The organism is Mesorhizobium sp. P160219, from assembly GCF_057786095.1.
On record NZ_JBYNWG010000001.1, the window covers coordinates 3,275,836 to 3,292,243 of the forward strand.

The window sequence follows — 16,408 nt, forward strand, 5'->3', positions numbered from 1 at the left end:
TGCACTCAGGTCCCACGGCAGGCCGCGTCATAGTCGGCCAGCACCTGATCGACAGCTTCGAGAAGGATAGCCTCGGGATTGCCCGCCGACCCGAGTTCGGCCGGCAGCGCCGGCAGGAATTGCCGCATCAGCGTTTCGGGAATGGCGACCCCGTCCAGCGCCTTGCGCAGGCGCTCGACGGCCGCGACAGCGGTGGGGTTGCTCCAATAATAGCGGATGCGGTCGCTGTAGCTGTAATGCCGCTGCACATAGAGCTCTGCTTCGTTGCCGTGATAGTGGCTGTGCCAATGGCCGGGTGCTGCCAGCATCGCGCCTTCCATGGTCCGGGCGAGCGACCGGTCGCCATAATCCGTGATCATTTCGGATGCTATCAGGTCGAGCCCGTAAAGCGCCTCGCGCAAGGCGAAGGTCAGGCCGGGGCCGACCTTGAGGATGGGAAAGCCGTTTGCGACCAGCGCGGTCAAAGCCGCACGGCTCTGGTAGTCGGTCGAATGCGCCTCGTAGACGAGCGACGGCTGCTCATCGAGCAAGCCGGTCAGGCCCTTGGATTTCTCGGGCGCGTAGGCGACGACGTTCTGGCTGCCGAATTCCACGCCCGGCTGCACCACCACGGCGATGACGCGGCCGAAGGCCTCCGTCAGCCCCTCACGGGCAAAGATCTCCCGGTGAACCTCGATCGTGCGCCGCGCCGCCTCCGCCTCGGTCGGCTTCAACTCGCTGATCGCGTGGTGGACGCCGCCGGGGGCGGGGACTTCGGTGCCGATGATGTAGACCGGCAAGGTGCTGCCTGCGGCGTGCGCGGCCGTTTCGGCCGCCTTTGCCAGTCGCGCCGCCCGGGTGGCGATGGTCTCGTCGTCAAGCGCCGCCGGCTCGCCGGCGCAGCCCATCGATGCGTCGAGATGAATCTTGGTGAAGCCGGCCGCGATATAGGCGCCGACCATGGCCTCGGCCTTGTCCATCGCCTGCGCCGCCGGCTCTGCGCGCCACGGGTTCGGTCCCAGATGGTCGCCGCCGAAGATGATGCGCGAGGCTTCCAGCCCCTCGCGACAGGCGATCTCCAGCACGAAGGCGACGAACAGCGCCGGGGTCATTCCGGTATAGCCGCCGAACTGGTTGACCTGATTGCAGGTTGCCTCGATCAGCAGGCTTTTATCCCTGTCGGCAACGGCGCGCCGTATTGCTGTCTGGATCACCAGCGGATGAGCCGAGCAGATCGAGGTGATGCCGTAGGGCGGGCCGTTTTTGCGCGCGCTGGCGAGGCCTGCAAGCGGGTTGGCACTCATGTCCGTCTCGCTGTTCCCTTGATGAATTGGTCAAGCGCATCGAAGCCGGCGGTGCCCTCCATCGGGCCGCGCCGGGTGACGTTGCGGGCGCCGGCGGCATTGGCATAAAGCAGCGCCTTGCCGGGCTCCATCCCCTGGCGCCGGCAGGTCAGGTAAGTGGCGCCGAAACAATCGCCGGCGCCCGTCGGGTCGACTTCCTCGACCTGAAAACCGGCGCAGTCGATCCTGGCGCCGTCGGCGCCGAACCAGGAAGAGCCGTCAGCACCGCGCTTCAGCACGATCTCGCCGACGCCTCTGGCAAACAGCGCCGCCACCGCCTGATGCTCGTCATCGACGCCCGCCGTAGCGAGCAATTCGTCGCCGGACGGCAGCAGCAGGTCGGCATCGTCGATGAGTGCGGAAAACAGCGCACCGTCGGCGCCGATCAGCTCCTTGCGCACATTCGGGTCGAACGAGGTTGAGCCGCCGCGGGCACGCACCGCCCTCACTGCGTAGGTCACAATCTCCTTCAGCCCTGCCACCGACAGCGTCGATCCCATGATATGCAGATGGCCGGCTCTGTCCGCCAGCAGGCGCGCAGCAGTGGTCAGGTGGATCTGCCCGGCGGCGGATTCGGCGATGTTGTAGACGAAGTCCCTGATACCATTGGGCCGATAGCGCACGAAGGCGCATCCCGTCGGGAAGCGGTCGCTGATATCGACGGCGGAGACGTCCACACCGTCGCGCTTCAGCCTGTCCAGGTTGAGCGTGCCGAAATCGTCGCGGCCGACGCAGCCGATAATGCCGGCGCCGCCCCCCAGCCGCGCAACCTGATCGATGAAGATCGCCGGCGCACCGCTGGGGAATGGCCCGACGAGCGTTTGCGGCTCGAGGAAGCCGAAACCCCGTTCCGTCGCCATGATCTCGACCAGGATTTCGCCGGCGGCAATTGTTGGCCCCACGGCCTCGGCGGCGATTTCGCTGCGGCGCGAAAGGCTCATGCTTGCGATTCCTCCTTGTCACAGACTGATTGCTTGCTCGCGCAGTTGTTCGGCACAAATGTTTATCGGGTAAATCGCACATAGGGCGAAGTCAATAAAACCTTACATGCGTATAGTTTATTTATTCTGCGCGTACACATTGCAGGATTCGGGTGGCTGGGATCGTGGCACCGTGCAAATCAGGCGTCGACCGCAGTGAAAGGACAGCCATGCTCACGCTTCATGATTATCTGCCGTCGCAAAACGGTTGGAAGGCGAGGGTCGTGCTCGGCCTGCTCAACATCCCCTATGAAAGCCGCCTGGTGTCGATTTTCGAGGGCGAGAGCCACACCGACGCCTTCCTGAAGCTCAACCCGGCCGGCGCCGTTCCTGTGCTCGAACTCGAGGATGGCCGTGCGATCGCCGAATCGAATGCGATCCTCATTTATCTCGCCGAAGGCACGCCCTTGCTGCCGGCGGATCGCTATGTCAGCGCGAAAGTTATGCAATGGCTGTTCTTCGAACAGTACCATGTCGAGCCGGTCATCGGCTCCCTGCGCTTCTGGACGCTGGCCGGAAGGCTGGAGCGCAACCAGGCGACGCTTCCGGCCAAGCGCGAAGCCGGCGCCCGCACGCTGGCAGCGCTGGAGCGCAGCCTGAACGACACGCCCTTCCTTGTCGGCGACATGCTCACCATCGCCGACATTGCTGTCTATGCCTACGGCCACCGTGCCGAAGATTGCGGCTTTGCGCTGGCGGCTTATCCGGCGGTTCGTGCCTGGACGGGCCGGGTACGCGACGCCATCGGTCCCGGCTATCCCGTGCATCTCTACAGCATCGATCGGCATTCGGCTGCTTGAAGGCAAAAGGCGCGTTCACCTTGCTTAGTCGAAAAGAAGACCCAGATTCTGCTTTGTCGGCGGTTTTTTCTCGCAATCCGTTGGCTGGATGGCCGGGTCTCGGCGTCATCTCGACGACCGGCCGGCACTTAGCATGGAGGTGACCATGACACGCAACGACATCATTTCGGTGTTGGGGCCGGTAGACGAGGCGGTCATAGCCGACATCGCGCTGACCGGCGCCACCCTTGAAGAACTGCGCGAGGCGTTCGCTTGGCTCGGTGCCGACGAGGCGCTGGTCAACGAGGGTCGCCCCTTGCCGGGAACGAAGGTGGCGCGGCTGATCGAAATTCTCGATATGCCGGACGACGAGGACGGCCGGCAAGCGGCGTCGCAGTAGGCCGTAGGCGTAGGGTATCGGTCTGCGCCACCTTATTCCCTATTCCCTACGGCCTATTCCCTTCCCTTACGCCCTCGACAGCAGCCGGCGCATGATCAGCGAGGCGTGGCCGCCAACGCCGTGCGCGGCCGTGTGGCGCTCGACCACTTCGAAACCGTGCTTGCGATAGAAGGCGATCGCCCGGTCGTTGCCCTCGATCACTTCCAGCGCAATGCTGGGGATGCCGGCATGCGCGACAAGCACCGCGTGCAGCAGGTCGGTGGCGAGCCCGCTGCCAAACTCTGTCTTTTCGATGTGCAGCCGGTCGAGCAGGACATCGCCACGATCGTCCATCGCCGCCATCGCGTAGCCGGCGATCGAACCGTCCGGCCGTTCGGCCACGAACGACATCTTGTTGTCGTCCGCAAGTTCCTCGGCCAGCCGCTCGGGCGCATGCTTGTCGTCCGAGAGCCGCGCAGTGGTCTCTGGCCCCATAATTGCCGAATAGGTGCGCCGCCAGGATTCCCCCAACAGCCGCGACACCGCCGCTATATCTTTCTCGGTCATCGCCCTGATCTGAACCATGGCCTAAATCCTCACCGCCTCACCCGCGACTTCAGCCAACGATCGAAGGCCACGGCGAGGATCAGGATCAGGCCGATGACGATGCTTTGTGTGTAGGACGAGACATTGTTGAACTGCAGCCCGTTCTGCAGCACGCCGATCAGTGCTGCGCCCACCACCGTGCCGCCGACTGAGCCGATGCCGCCGAATAGCGAGGTGCCGCCGATGACCACGGCCGAAATCACCGTAAGCTCGTAGCCGATGCCGGCCACGGCTTCGGAGGAGTTGAGCCGTGCTGACAAAACGAAGGCGGCCAGCCCGGCGAAGAAGCCGACGATGACATAGACCGAGATCAGAATGCGGTCGACGCGCAGGCCCGACAGGCGTGCGGCCTCGGCATTGCCGCCGACGGCATAGACGGCGCGGCCATAGCGCGTATAGCGCAGCACGATGTGGCACAGGATGGCCGCCGCCGCGAAGATGATCGCCGGCACCGGCACCGGTCCGATGAGCCCGGTGCCGAACCAGCGCATCGAGGCGTCGAAACCGGAGATCGGTCCGCCATTGGAGATGGTCAGCGTCAGGCCGCGAAACACGGTGAGCCCACCCAGCGTGACGACGAAGGGCGGTACTTTCAGCCGGGTGATGGCAAAGCCCTGGACGCCGCCGGCCAGCGCCCCGACGATGACGGCGGCAAGCAAGGCGGCGAACCAGCCATAGCCTTGCGTGCCCGTGGTCGACAGCGACAGCGTGTTGGCGGTGCCGCCCTTGGCCACCACCGCGGCCACCATGCCGCAGAAGGCGAGCAGTGAGCCGACCGACAGGTCGATGCCGGCAGTGAGGATGACGAAAGTCATGCCAAGCGCGATCAGCCCGGTGATCGAGATCTGCCTCAAAATGTTGAACAGGTTGATTGGATCGATGAAGCTCGGCTTCAGCACGGTGAAGATGACGATCAACACCGCCAGGAACATCAGCGGCCCAAAACTCATCAGAAGCCGCGCGATGTTGATGCCGCTGCGCCGGGTCTGTTCGGTGGTGCTGGTCATTGCGTTGCGTCCTGCTTGCGGTCGAGCGCCATCAGTTCCATCAGTTTTTCCTCGGTCGCTTCGATGCCCGGCATTTCGCCAGTGATACGGCCGCGCCGCATCGTAACGATGCGATCCGACACTGCCAGCACCTCCGGCAGCTCCGACGAGATCATCATGATGGCGATGCCGCGTGCGGCAAGCTGCACCAGGATCTGGTGCACTTCGGCCTTGGCGCCGACATCGACGCCGCGCGTCGGCTCGTCGACGATAAGTACTTTCGGGTCGCGCGCCAGCCAGCGGGCCAGGATCACCTTTTGCTGGTTGCCGCCGGACAGCCCCTCGATCGCCTGCTCGGGCGAAGCCATGCGGATCGACAGTGCCTTGCGATAGCCGGCCAGCGCCTCGCGCTCGCGCCGTTCGGCCATGAAGCCGGCCCCATTGCTGTAGCGGCCGAGCGAGGCGATCGAGAAATTGTTGAGAATGCCAAGTGCTGCAAAAATCGCCTGGTGCTTGCGGTCTTCCGGCACCAGCCCGATGCCGAGTTTGATGGCGTCGGCGGGGGAGGCCGGGGCGATCGGCTTGCCGTCCAGCGTGATATTACCCGCCGCGATGCGGTCGGCGCCGAAAATGGCGCGGGCAAGCTCGGTGCGGCCGGAACCGACGAGACCGGCAACGCCGAGGATTTCGCCGGCCTTCACATCGAGGTCGACGCCTTCGAGCACGATGGCGTGCGGCGCCAGCGGATCGCGCACCGTTCGCAAGCCTCGCACCGAGAGCCGGACCTCGCCGGCGACGTCGCGCTGCGTCGGCCGCGCGTAGAGTTCGGAGGCGGCGCGGCCGACCATCTTCTCGATGATCTTCGGAATCTGGATGGGCCGGCCGTCGCGGTCGAGATGACCGGCCAGCCTGCCGTCCCGCAGCACGGTCATGCGGTCGCAAATGGCGGACGCTTCTTCCAGCCGGTGGGTGACGAACATGATGGCGACACCGTCCTTGCGCAGCCTGTCCATGATCGACATCAGTTTCTGCACCTCGGTCTCGGTCAGCGCCGAGGTCGGCTCGTCCATGATGATCAGGCGGCTTTCCAGCGACAGAGCGCGGGCGATTTCGACCAGCTGCTGTTCGGCTACCGACAGCGAGGACACCGGCGTCGCCGGATCGATGTCGAGACCGACGCGGGCGATGATCGCGCGCGAGGCGTCCTCCATCCTGCGCCAGCTGACCAGCCCGAGCGGCCCGAGCGGCGCGCGGCCGATGAAAATGTTTTCCGCAACCGTCAGCGTCGGGATCAGGCTCAGTTCCTGATAGATGGTGACGATGCCATGCCGCTTCGCATCCTGCGGACTGGACGGCGCGTAGTCGGCGCCGTCGAAGACGATGCGGCCGCTTGACGGCGGCATCACGCCGGACAGGATTTTCAACAGCGTCGACTTGCCGGCGCCGTTCTCGCCGAGCAGGCCAAGGATCTCACTGGGCCGCACCTCGAGCGAAACGTCGATGAGCGCGGTGACGCCGGAAAAATGCTTGGTCACGCCTTCGACGGAAAGGAGCGGGGGCGATGATGCGGTGGGTTCAACGGCGGACAAGCATTGCTCCCGGATTGCGATAGGCAGCGGGACAGCGCCCCCCTCTGTCCTGCCGGACATCTCCCCCACACGGGGGGAGATCAGCAGTTTTGCCGGCAGCACTATTTCTATAACGTTGGCGATTGGCGAAAGCAGACGTGACGGCCAATCTCCCCCCAAGTGAGGGCGATGTCCGGCAGGACAGAGGGGGGCGCGACAGAGCGCGACCTCCACCCGTCATGGGCCCTACTTTCACTTCGTCTCGTTCAACCTCTCCGCCTTGTCGAGATTGTCCTTGCCGATGACGATCGGCGTCAACAGCACCAGCTTCTCCTTCGGCTCGGTCTTGTCCCTGGCGAAGGCGACCGCGATCTGCACCGCCTTGCGCGACTGTTCGCCGGGGAACTGCTCGACCGTGCCGGCGAGCTTGCCGTCGCGCACGGCGACCAGCGCTTCCGGCAGCGCGTCGAAGCCGTAGATCTTGACGTCGGTGAAGTTGCGCGCGGCACAGGCTTCGAGCGCGCCGAGCGCCATGTCGTCATTGGCGCAGATGATGGCGTCCGGCTTGCCGTTGGCGGCAAGCCCGGCCTCGGTCACCGACAGCGCTTCGGCGCGGGCGAAATTAGCGGTCTGCTCGAAGATGATCTGGTACTTGTCCTTGAGCGGATCGAGCACATTGTGGACGCCTTTGTTGCGGTCGATCGCGGGCCCGGCACCCGGCTGGCCCTGCAAATGGAACAGCTTGGCGCCGTTCGGGAACGCCGCCACCATGGCCTGCGCCTCGGCTTCGCCACCCTTGACGTTGTCGGCGCCGACATGGGCGAGAATGCCCTCGACGCCGTCGACGCGGCGGTCGATCGTCACCACCGGAACGCCGGCCTTGACCGCTTCCTCGATCGCCGGCGCCAGCGCGTTGACGTCAAGCGGCGAAATCACGATGGCGTTGACCTTCTGCACAAGTGCGGCCTCGATGTCGGCGGTCTGCTTCGGCGCCGAGTTCTGGCCGTCGCTCTCGGTCAGATTGACGCCTTGCGCCTGCGCCTCCGCCTTGATCTCGTTCAGCATGTGCACAAAGAACGGAAAGCCGAGATTGGGCACCGAGCCCAATATGGTCAATTTGTCGGCGGCAAAGGCCATGGGCGCGGCCAGCGCCATGGCGCCGGTCGCCACGGTCGACAACAGGAATTCGCGTCTGTTCATCAGATATCCTCCACATGAACGCAGGAGCCCGAAACCGGGAGCGGCTCGGGACGGTCCTTGCGTCAATTCAAAAATGGAGTGTCCTGTGACCGCCCCGAGGGGACGCGAGGCGCTCCAGCCGGTCCGCCGCAACGTTCTCCTCCGCACGGCGCCGACCCGAGGATGCTAGCCAAGGAAAATCGATTACGCAAGGTGAGGCGAGGGGCTGAAACTGCTAATCTCCCCCCTTGTGGGGGAGATGTCCGGCAGGACAGAGGGGGGCGCTGTCCCGCCGACATTGGCCAATTTCACTTACATCTTTGAGCTAACCTCTACGCAGAATACTTGATGCGGGCGATCCTTCGCGCCCCCCTCTGCCTTGCCAGGCATCTCCCCCACGAGGGGGGAGATTGGCAGCTTAGACGCCTCTACCTGTCGATCGTTGTCATCACCCGCTCATTGTAGCGCGGCCCTGAGACCTTGCCCGGCGCAAGGGCTGCGTCGAGCGCAGCTATCTCGGCCGCGTCGAGCGTGATCGCGGCCGCAGCAACATTTTCTTCGAGATACTTGCGCCGCTTTGTCCCCGGGATCGGCACGATGTCAATGCCGAAACCGTCGCCCTTGCCGAGCACCCAGGCCAGCGCGATCTGTGCGGGCTTTGCCCCTTTGGCCGCGGCCACCTCCTGCACCGCAGCCGCAGCCGCGACATTGGCGTCGTAGTTGGCGCCCTGATAGCGGGGGTCGCCGCGGCGGAAATCGCCTTCCGGATAATCCTCGGCGCGTTTGACGTCGCCGGCGAGGAAACCGCGGCCGAGCGGCGCGAACGGCACCAGGCCGATGCCGAGCTTTTTGAGCAGCGGGATGATCTCCGGCTCCAGATTGCGCTCCCAAAGCGAATACTCGCTCTGCAGCGCCGAGACAGGGTGCACGGCATGCGCACGGCCGATATTCGCCGCGCCCGCTTCCGACAGGCCGAAGAAGCGCACCTTGCCATCGGCAACCAGCCGGCCGACCGTGCCGGCGACGTCTTCCATCGGCACCGCCGGATCGACGCGATGCTGGTAGTAAAGGTCGATATGGTCGGTGCCGAGCCGCTTCAGCGAGCCCTCCAGCGCCTCGCGGATATGGTCGGGCCGGCTGTCACGCTCCGTGCCGACCTGTCTGCCGTTTTCGATGCGGAAGCCGAATTTGGTGGCAAGGGTCACCTCATCGCGCCGGCCCTTCAGCGCCCGCCCGAGCAGTTCTTCATTGGCATAGGCGCCGTAGACTTCCGCCGTGTCGAGGAAGGTACAGCCGAGTTCGATGGCTCGGTGCAGGGTAGCGATCGATTCCGCCTCGTCGGCAGGGCCATAGGACTGGCTCATGCCCATGCAGCCGAGGCCGATCACCGAGACCTGCAGCCCCTGGCTGCCGAGTTTGCGGGTGCTGAGGGTCATTGCCGTTCTCCTTGGGGCTGAGGAAAACTATAGCGGCCGCTCCTCCAGTTTCCATAGCTGTTCGGCGGAAGAACAGCGCTTCCCTTGACAAAACCCAGCCGCAAGCGCCTTTGCCGGCGGCCATTGGGGGCCATGGGATACCAATGAAGAAGATCTACGAGAAGCCGACGCTGAACCGGCGTCAGCAGCTCTCGCGCGTCACCGCGCTCATAATTCCTTCGGACCACTAACCGAATATTGTCGTCGCCATTGCAAAGTCCGCTGCCGAGGCGCAGCGGTTTTTTGCTGCCGCCGGATCGTAGCGCTGCCAGAAGCAGGCGGTCAAAATTGACAGAGCGGCCGATCTCCAGCATCCTTATGCCGCCGCCATGTCTTGCGGTCTTGTGTATGAGTGAGCCATGGCCAGTTCCGTCACCAGCCAGAATTCCAAGCGCGCCGCGGTGCGCAAGGCGCTCGACCGCCACAAGGTCTACGTCACCGCGCAAAGCTTTTCCGGCGGCGTCTACTCGGCCCGCGTGCTGGTCGACGGCGAGGCCTACTGGGTCGACGAGTTCCGGCTGAGCCAGCTCCAACAAGGGCTGTCCCCGGCCGAGCTAGACCTGACGCCCGCCTCAGACGATTGAGCGTGATCTCCACATTCTTCGCACCACGCTGGGAAATCTGAAATGTTGGCGGGACAGCACTGTGCAGGAACGCGGCGCAGGGAAGGTTCGTCCGCCGCCGCCGCTCCCGCCTGACCCATGCCAACCCCGCCAAAACTCAAGGCCTATCGCGCCAAGCGCGAATTTACGAAGACGCCGGAACCGGCTGGCGGGCTCATTTCAGGCGACGGCAACCGCTTCGTCGTCCACAAGCATCACGCCACCGCCGACCATTACGATTTGCGCCTGCAGGTCGGCGGCGTGCTGAAAAGCTGGGCGGTGCCGCGCGGGCCTTCGCTCAACCCGGCCGACAAGCGGCTTGCAGTCGAGACCGAGGACCATCCGCTCGAATATATCGACTTCGAGGGCGTCATTCCCGAAGGCGAATATGGCGGTGGGCCGATGATCGTCTGGGACACCGGCACCTGGGCACCGATGGACGATGTCGACAAGAGCCTGCGCACCGGCGCCTTCAAGTTCCGGCTGGCCGGCGACAAGTTGAATGGCGGCTGGATGCTGACCCGTCTGAAGCCCAAGCCCAGCGAAGACAGCGAGAAGAAAAACTGGCTGCTGTTCAAGGAGCGCGATCTCGCCGCCGATACCGGCCTCGACATCCTGGAAGCGCGGCCGGAAAGCGTGAAGTCCGGCAAGCGGATCGAGGAGCTGGTGGCGCCGCCGAAGAAGCCGGCCCGCCTGCCGCCCAAGCCCGGCGCGCTGAAACCCGGCGCGCTGCCCGGTGCGGCCAGGGGCGATCCGCCGTCGCGCATCGAGCCGCAGCTCGCCACGCAGGTGCCGAAGCCACCGGGTGGGCCAGTGGAAGACACAGGTGAACTCTGGCTGCACGAAATAAAATTCGACGGCTACCGCACCATGGCGCATATCGCCGATGGCGAGGTCAGGCTGATCACCCGCGGCGGCATCGACTGGACGAAGCGTTACGGCGACCTGCCGCAGGCATTCGCCCGGCTGCCCCTCAGCCAGGCGATCATCGACGGCGAGATCATGGTGCTGGACGAGAAGGGCATCTCGCGTTTCGCGCTGCTCCAGGATGCGCTGTCGGCGGGTGCGGGCAGCAAGCTCCATTTCTATGCCTTCGACCTGCTGCATCTCGACGGCTGGGACCTCCGCAAGGCGCCGCTCGCAAAGCGCAAGGCCCTGCTCGCCGAACTGCTAGCCGGACAGGGCGCCAACTCCGCCATCCAGCTGAGCGACCATGTCGAAGGCGACGGACAGGGGCTGTACGATCAGGCCTCGATCCTTGGGCTGGAAGGCGTCGTCTCCAAGCGCGCCAACGCCATCTACCAGAGCGGCCGCACGAAGAGCTGGACCAAGGTCAAGGCGCTGGAGACCGGCGATTTCATCATCGCCGGCTACACCGTTTCCGACGCGGCCGAAGGACTGGCGGCACTCGGCATGGCTGAATTCGCGGATGGCGAACTGCACTATCGCGGCAAGGTTGGCACCGGCTTCGATGCCGCTACGGCGGGCGACTTGCTGGCCCGGCTGCAGCCGCTGCGCGACGGCGCGACAGCACCCGAGGGTGTGCCGCGCGAGATCATGCGCGAGATGAAATGGGTGCGGCCGATGCTGTCGGCCCGCATCCACTACGCCAACCGAACGGCGGACAATTCGCTGCGCCACGGTGTGTTTCGGGGCTTGCGCGATGTCGGCCTGTCGACGCCGGTGTCGCCGAAGCGCAAGCGGCTGATCGCCGAAGCTGATCTCGCAACCATCTGGGTGACCAATCCGGAGCGGCGGCTGTTCGGCAAGACCGGACCGACCAAACTCGACATCGCCGTCTATTACGCGCTGGTCGGCGATTTCATGCTGCCGCACATTATGGGCCGCCCGGTGTCGCTGGTGCGCTGCCCGACGGGCCTGCCGAAGGACTGTTTCTTCCAGCGCCACGCCTTCACCGGCATGCCGCCGTCGGTGGTCACTTTTGACGCCACCAACTCCGAAGGTGAAACCAAATCCTATCTGTCGGTCGAGGGAGCAAAAGGCTATCTGGCACTCGCGCAGTTCGGCGTCGTTGAGTTCCACACCTGGGGCACGCATCGCTTGAGCCTCGACAAGCCCGACCAGATCGTTTTCGATCTGGATCCGGGTGAGGGCATCGCCTGGCGCGAGGTGGTCGAGGCCGCCGTCCACATCAAGGGCGAATTGGAGCGGTTCGGCCTGGTGCCGTTCGCCAAGACATCCGGCGGCAGCGGCATCCACATAACCGTGCCGGTGACGCAAAAGCAGAACTGGAAGAAGCTGCACCAGGCGACCAGCGCCATCTCCACGCACCTGGCGGCCACCGCGCCCGACACTTTCACCACCACAATGGGCAAGGAAAACCGCAAGCGCCGCATCTTCATCGACTATCACCGCAACGCGCGCGGCCACACCTCCGCGGCGCCTTATTCGCTGCGCGCCCGCACCAACCTGCCGGCGTCGACGCCGGTGAGTTGGGCAGACCTTGAGACGATCGATGCGCCGCAGGATCTGAACTATTCGTCCTTGCCGGGGCTGTTGGCGACGTCGGGCGATCCGTGGGCGGACATGGAGGATTTCGCAAGAGATTTGCCGTTGTTTTCGGGGAAGTAGATCGGGAGGTGTTGGCGATCCGGCACACCCCCCTCTGTCCTGCCGGACATCTCCCCCGCAAGGGGGGAGATCGGATGTCGCCTCTGCTTTCGCCAATCGCAAACCTTGCAAGAGGAGCGATAAGGTTGAAGCTGCCAATCTCCCCACTTGCGGGGGAGATGTCCGGCAGGACAGAGGGGGGTGCTGTCCCTCCGGCATGACTTACTTCCCCAAGTCCATCGACCATGCGGACAATTTGAATTATCCTCCGTCGGTGCCCTCCAGCTCACCTGGAAGGTTTCGTCAGGAATTTGCCGGTATGTTTGGGGCCGGTGTAGGATTTCCGCAGCACCATTCGTCCTTTGGACGAAGCGCTGCAGTAAGCATGATCCCGAAACGTGGGAACCGATTTTCGGTTAAGATCATGCTCAGTCTGAAATGTCAGTGCGTGGCCGCGTAGGAGAGTATCATGGCGCCCAGGGCAAGTTGGAAAGGTTACCTCAAGCTCAGCCTCGTCAGCTGTCCGGTCCGGCTCTATCCGGCAACGACGACCAGCGAGCGCATATCGTTCAACCAATTGCACAAGAAGACCCACAACCGCATCAACATGAAGCCGGTCGACCCTGAACTCGGCCTCGTCGAGCGCGCGGACTTGGTCAAGGGTTACGAATACGAGGACAAGCAGTACATCATCATCGATGAGGCGGACCTCGAAGCAGTGCGCATCGAATCCAATCACACGATGAACATCGAGGCCTTCGTCGACGAAGACGAGGTCGACGTCATTTATCAGGATGCGCCGTACTACATGGCGCCGGATGGCGCCATGGCAGAGGAAACCTTCGCTGTGCTGCGCGAGGCCATGCGCAAATCCGGCAAGCTGGCCATCGCCCGCCTTGTCCTGTCCAGCCGCGAGCGCGTGGTGACGATCGGCGCGCGCGAGAACGGCATGTTCGTCTGCACCTTGAGGAACCCGAACGAAGTGCGCGGCACGGCTGAATATTTCGGCAACATCCCGGCTGGCAAGCCGGATCCCGAAATGCTGCAATTGGCCGAAGCGCTGATCAAGCAGAAGGAAACCACCTTCGATCCGAAGAATTATGAGGACCGCTACGAGATCGCGCTGATGACGATGATCCGCGAGAAACTGAAGGGCCATAAGCCGATCATTGCGGCGGCGCCCGAGCGTGGCAATGTCATCAACCTCATGGACGCGTTGAAGGCGAGCCTGTCGCAATCAGCCAAGCCGCCGGCCAAGTCGAAGAGCAAGGCCGACGACGCTGAAAAACCTGCCGCCAAGGGTAAGGCGGGTGCGGCCAAGGAAAACCCGTTGAAGGCCAATCTGCTCAAGGCCGTCGGCAAGAGCAAGGGGTGACGGCGCCGACCGGTATAATCCCGGGCGCCGTTTTCGGCGCCATCGGCGCGCTGGCGGCATTTCCGCTGCGGCTCGCGGCCCGTGAGGTGGAGCGTCAGCACGGCCAGTTGCGGCGCGGCGTCACCAGGCGCACCAGCCATGTTGTGTTCGGCCGAACGCTGATCGCCAAGGCCGGCACGGCGAAGGGCGGCGATGCCGAGATCGAGCGCCGGGTTGCAGCCGAGGGCTCCGCTGGCCGAACACTCCTTAGCGAAAATGGCTTCCTGCGCCTGCTTGGTCTGATGAAGGCGCCGGAGGCGTCTTCGCTGTCCAGGCAGTCTCTCGTCGACCAGTCCAGACTGTCCGGTGCCGACCTCGACCTGCTCAGCCTGTTCGACGCCTTCGAGCACGATTGTGAACCCTACTCGTTCCGCGATCTGATCCTTGCCCGCAAATATGCCGGGCTGGTCGCCGGCGGTGCATCCTGGGGCGCGATCGCGCGCTCCGTGCATCGCTCCGGTCCGGTCGCTTCGCTCACCGCCAAATCGCTCAATGTCGGCTCGCAGCATGGCCGGCCCGATCAGATCTATCTCGAGGATGGCCAGAGCGAACTCGACGGCCAGCTGCTGTTCGATCTCGGCAGCGCAAGCGCCGCCGGCGACGACACGCTGGAAGAATTGTTCGCCGAGGCTGAAAGCGCGGAACAGGAGGGCCGGCACGACGATGCCGCGGCGCTCTACCAACGCTGCCTCAGCATCGATCCGAGCGACGCCATCGCCGCGTTCAACCGCGCCAATTGCTTGCGTGGCGCCGGTCGCGTGGCCGACGCGGCGCATGACTATGCAAGAGCGATCAAGCTCGATCCGGCGTTCGTCGAGGCCTGGTTCAACCTCGCCGGGCTGATGAGCGACGAAGGCAAGATCGCCTCGGCGCGCCGGCATCTGGTCAAGGCCATCGCGCTCGACAAGAGCTACGCCGATCCGGTGTTCAACCTTGCCCGGCTGGAGTTCGACGCCGGCAATCTGACCGAAGCCCGCCGCCACTGGGTGCGCTATCTCGAACTCGATGCTGACAGCGAATGGGCGCGCACTGCGCAAAAGGGGATACAGTTCGTCGATCTGCAGCTGGCGCGGACGGCGGGGTGAGGCGCAATGGCAGCGCACCCCATGACCGCCTTCCTCTTCGACGGTAACGAAACCGCCGCGGTCACCATCTTGCTAGCCCACGGCGCCGGCGCGTCGATGGATTCGCCTTCGATGACCGCCACCGCCAAGGCGCTGGCCACCGCCGGCTTCCAGGTCGCGCGCTTCGAATTTCACTATATGGCGGCCCGCCGCTATGGCCAGCGCAAGCCGCCACCGCGCGCCGAAACGGTCAACCCGGAATACATCAAGGCCATCGCCGATCTGAGGGCGAGGGGCGTCGCTGGTCCGCTCATCATCGGCGGCAAGTCGATGGGCGGGCGCGTCGCCTCGATGGTCGCCGACGAGATGTTCGCCAAGGGCGAGATTTCGGGCCTCATCTGCCTCGGCTATCCCTTTCATCCGCCGGCCAAGCCCGAGCAACTCAGGACAAAACATCTCGCCGACCTCAAGACGCCGACGCTGATCTTCCAGGGCACCCGCGACGAGTTCGGCACGAAAGAAGAGGTCGCGACCTACGGCCTTTCCAAAGCCATCGAGGTGATCTGGCTGGAGGATGGCGACCACGACCTGAAGCCGCGCAAGAGCGTGTCGGGGTTTTCGACCGCCGATCATTTGAAGACGCTGGCCGGGACGGTGAAGGCGTGGACAGGGCGGATCGTTTCCTGATCGCCAAATGAAAATCGCCACCTTCAATATCAACAACGTCAACAGCCGGCTGCAAAACCTGCTGGCGTGGCTGGCGGCAGCCAAGCCCGATGTCGTCTGCCTGCAGGAGCTGAAGGCGCGCGACCTGCAGTTTCCGCGCACGGCGCTTGCGGCGGCCGGCTATGGCGCGGTGTGGAAGGGCGAACCGACCTGGAATGGCGTCGCGATACTCGCGCGCGGGTCCGAGCCGGTGCTGACCTGTGACGTCCTGCCCGGCGATACCGCCGACAAGCAGAGCCGCTACATCGAGGCGGCCGTGAACGGCATCGTCATCGCCTGTGTCTACGCGCCCAACGGCAACCCGCAGCCGGGGCCGAAATTCCAGTACAAGCTGGCCTGGCATGAAAGGCTGGAGGCGCATGCCGCAGAACTCTTCGACACTGGCCTGCCGGTGGCGCTGGTCGGCGACTACAATATCGTGCCCGAGCCGCGCGACATCTACGCCACCCGCTCCTATGACGACAACGCGCTGGTGCAGCCGGAAAGCCGGGCGTCGTTCCAGCGTCTGCTCGAGCAGGGCTGGACCGATGCGCTCCGCAAGAAGCATCCGAAGGAAACGCTCTACACATTCTGGGATTATCGCCGCAACCGCTGGCTGCGCGATGCCGGGCTGCGGCTCGACCACATCTTGCTGTCGAAGAAACTGGCGCGCCGCCTCACCGCTGCCGGCATCGACCGCGATGTCAGAGGTGAGGACGGCGCCAGCGACCACGCGCCGGTATGGGTCGAATTGAAGTGAATTTGGCTGCGTGATCGC

The 16,408-nt window shown here is 64.4% G+C and carries 16 protein-coding genes; 8 read left to right on the forward strand and 8 right to left on the reverse strand.

What is annotated here, in order from left to right; genetic code table 11:
• Positions 1-5 precede the first annotated feature (5 nt).
• Together AC3EMP_RS15835 and AC3EMP_RS15840 are read right to left on the reverse strand one after the other, a co-directional pair.
• Positions 6-1,283, reverse strand: coding sequence for a D-tagatose-bisphosphate aldolase, class II, non-catalytic subunit (locus AC3EMP_RS15835; RefSeq protein WP_023742422.1), 1,278 nt, complete (start codon positions 1,281-1,283; stop codon positions 6-8).
• A complete protein-coding gene (locus tag AC3EMP_RS15840) occupies positions 1,280-2,263 on the reverse strand; it encodes a tagatose kinase (RefSeq protein ID WP_031246361.1) in 984 nt (327 codons plus the stop codon). The genes AC3EMP_RS15835 and AC3EMP_RS15840 overlap by 4 nt, the downstream gene beginning before the upstream one ends.
• A gap of 209 nt (positions 2,264-2,472) precedes the next feature.
• Here AC3EMP_RS15840 and AC3EMP_RS15845 point away from each other — a divergent pair, with 209 nt between their 5' ends.
• Positions 2,473-3,102 (forward strand): glutathione S-transferase family protein, encoded by a 630-nt coding sequence (locus AC3EMP_RS15845; protein WP_023703088.1) that lies wholly within the window; start codon positions 2,473-2,475, stop codon positions 3,100-3,102.
• 145 nt (positions 3,103-3,247) lie between these two features.
• Positions 3,248-3,481, forward strand: a complete 234-nt coding sequence (locus AC3EMP_RS15850) for a hypothetical protein (RefSeq protein ID WP_081731260.1) — start codon at positions 3,248-3,250, stop codon at positions 3,479-3,481.
• Positions 3,482-3,547: 66 nt separating this feature from the next.
• Here AC3EMP_RS15850 and AC3EMP_RS15855 read toward each other — a convergent pair whose 3' ends face one another.
• From AC3EMP_RS15855 to AC3EMP_RS15880, 6 genes are all read right to left on the reverse strand, one after another.
• On the reverse strand, positions 3,548-4,045 hold the full coding sequence (locus tag AC3EMP_RS15855; protein WP_352842630.1) for a GNAT family N-acetyltransferase: 498 nt from the start codon (positions 4,043-4,045) through the stop codon (positions 3,548-3,550).
• An 11-nt stretch (positions 4,046-4,056) separates the two neighbouring features.
• On the reverse strand, positions 4,057-5,073 hold the full coding sequence (locus AC3EMP_RS15860) for an ABC transporter permease (RefSeq protein WP_023727059.1): 1,017 nt from the start codon (positions 5,071-5,073) through the stop codon (positions 4,057-4,059).
• Positions 5,070-6,701, reverse strand: a complete 1,632-nt coding sequence (locus AC3EMP_RS15865) for a sugar ABC transporter ATP-binding protein (RefSeq protein ID WP_488494635.1) — start codon at positions 6,699-6,701, stop codon at positions 5,070-5,072. Before AC3EMP_RS15865 ends, AC3EMP_RS15860 begins: the two co-directional genes overlap by 4 nt.
• Before the next feature lie 171 nt (positions 6,702-6,872).
• Positions 6,873-7,820 carry a substrate-binding domain-containing protein gene (locus tag AC3EMP_RS15870; protein ID WP_023673481.1) on the reverse strand — a complete coding sequence of 316 codons (948 nt, stop codon included), beginning with the start codon at positions 7,818-7,820 and terminating at the stop codon, positions 6,873-6,875.
• A gap of 407 nt (positions 7,821-8,227) precedes the next feature.
• Positions 8,228-9,235 carry an aldo/keto reductase gene (locus AC3EMP_RS15875; RefSeq protein WP_023742427.1) on the reverse strand — a complete coding sequence of 336 codons (1,008 nt, stop codon included), beginning with the start codon at positions 9,233-9,235 and terminating at the stop codon, positions 8,228-8,230.
• Positions 9,232-9,588, reverse strand: coding sequence for a hypothetical protein (locus tag AC3EMP_RS15880; RefSeq protein WP_156033644.1), 357 nt, complete (start codon positions 9,586-9,588; stop codon positions 9,232-9,234). Before AC3EMP_RS15880 ends, AC3EMP_RS15875 begins: the two co-directional genes overlap by 4 nt.
• A gap of 45 nt (positions 9,589-9,633) precedes the next feature.
• Here AC3EMP_RS15880 and AC3EMP_RS15885 point away from each other — a divergent pair, with 45 nt between their 5' ends.
• From AC3EMP_RS15885 to AC3EMP_RS15910, 6 genes are all read left to right on the forward strand, one after another.
• A complete protein-coding gene (locus tag AC3EMP_RS15885) occupies positions 9,634-9,858 on the forward strand; it encodes a hypothetical protein (RefSeq protein ID WP_023673483.1) in 225 nt (74 codons plus the stop codon).
• 117 nt (positions 9,859-9,975) lie between these two features.
• Positions 9,976-12,468 (forward strand): DNA ligase D, encoded by a 2,493-nt coding sequence (ligD, locus tag AC3EMP_RS15890; RefSeq protein ID WP_023824464.1) that lies wholly within the window; start codon positions 9,976-9,978, stop codon positions 12,466-12,468.
• 448 nt (positions 12,469-12,916) lie between these two features.
• Positions 12,917-13,822, forward strand: a complete 906-nt coding sequence (gene ku, locus AC3EMP_RS15895; RefSeq protein ID WP_023685883.1) for a non-homologous end joining protein Ku — start codon at positions 12,917-12,919, stop codon at positions 13,820-13,822.
• Entirely contained in the window at positions 13,819-14,946 is a 1,128-nt protein-coding gene (locus AC3EMP_RS15900; RefSeq protein ID WP_023821232.1) for a tetratricopeptide repeat protein, read from the forward strand. Before ku ends, AC3EMP_RS15900 begins: the two co-directional genes overlap by 4 nt.
• A 21-nt stretch (positions 14,947-14,967) precedes the next feature.
• Positions 14,968-15,612 carry an alpha/beta hydrolase family protein gene (locus tag AC3EMP_RS15905; RefSeq protein WP_352710211.1) on the forward strand — a complete coding sequence of 215 codons (645 nt, stop codon included), beginning with the start codon at positions 14,968-14,970 and terminating at the stop codon, positions 15,610-15,612.
• Between the two features lie 7 nt (positions 15,613-15,619).
• Entirely contained in the window at positions 15,620-16,390 is a 771-nt protein-coding gene (locus AC3EMP_RS15910) for an exodeoxyribonuclease III (protein WP_023693779.1), read from the forward strand.
• Positions 16,391-16,408 lie beyond the last annotated feature (18 nt).

Bases quoted from the DNA above. Each gene is read 5' to 3' on its own strand.
- AC3EMP_RS15840 (WP_031246361.1), bottom strand. From the start codon at position 2,263: ATGAGCCTTTCGCGCCGCAGCGAAATCGCCGCCGAGGCCGTGGGGCCA.
- AC3EMP_RS15905 (WP_352710211.1), top strand. From the start codon at position 14,968: ATGACCGCCTTCCTCTTCGACGGTAACGAAACCGCCGCGGTCACCATC.
- ligD (WP_023824464.1), top strand. From the start codon at position 9,976: ATGCCAACCCCGCCAAAACTCAAGGCCTATCGCGCCAAGCGCGAATTT.
- AC3EMP_RS15870 (WP_023673481.1), bottom strand. From the start codon at position 7,820: ATGAACAGACGCGAATTCCTGTTGTCGACCGTGGCGACCGGCGCCATG.
- AC3EMP_RS15910 (WP_023693779.1), top strand. From the start codon at position 15,620: ATGAAAATCGCCACCTTCAATATCAACAACGTCAACAGCCGGCTGCAA.
- AC3EMP_RS15880 (WP_156033644.1), bottom strand. From the start codon at position 9,588: ATGCTGGAGATCGGCCGCTCTGTCAATTTTGACCGCCTGCTTCTGGCA.
- AC3EMP_RS15875 (WP_023742427.1), bottom strand. From the start codon at position 9,235: ATGACCCTCAGCACCCGCAAACTCGGCAGCCAGGGGCTGCAGGTCTCG.
- AC3EMP_RS15885 (WP_023673483.1), top strand. From the start codon at position 9,634: ATGGCCAGTTCCGTCACCAGCCAGAATTCCAAGCGCGCCGCGGTGCGC.
- ku (WP_023685883.1), top strand. From the start codon at position 12,917: ATGGCGCCCAGGGCAAGTTGGAAAGGTTACCTCAAGCTCAGCCTCGTC.
- AC3EMP_RS15865 (WP_488494635.1), bottom strand. From the start codon at position 6,701: ATGTCCGGCAGGACAGAGGGGGGCGCTGTCCCGCTGCCTATCGCAATC.
- AC3EMP_RS15835 (WP_023742422.1), bottom strand. From the start codon at position 1,283: ATGAGTGCCAACCCGCTTGCAGGCCTCGCCAGCGCGCGCAAAAACGGC.
- AC3EMP_RS15845 (WP_023703088.1), top strand. From the start codon at position 2,473: ATGCTCACGCTTCATGATTATCTGCCGTCGCAAAACGGTTGGAAGGCG.
- AC3EMP_RS15850 (WP_081731260.1), top strand. From the start codon at position 3,248: ATGACACGCAACGACATCATTTCGGTGTTGGGGCCGGTAGACGAGGCG.
- AC3EMP_RS15860 (WP_023727059.1), bottom strand. From the start codon at position 5,073: ATGACCAGCACCACCGAACAGACCCGGCGCAGCGGCATCAACATCGCG.
- AC3EMP_RS15855 (WP_352842630.1), bottom strand. From the start codon at position 4,045: ATGGTTCAGATCAGGGCGATGACCGAGAAAGATATAGCGGCGGTGTCG.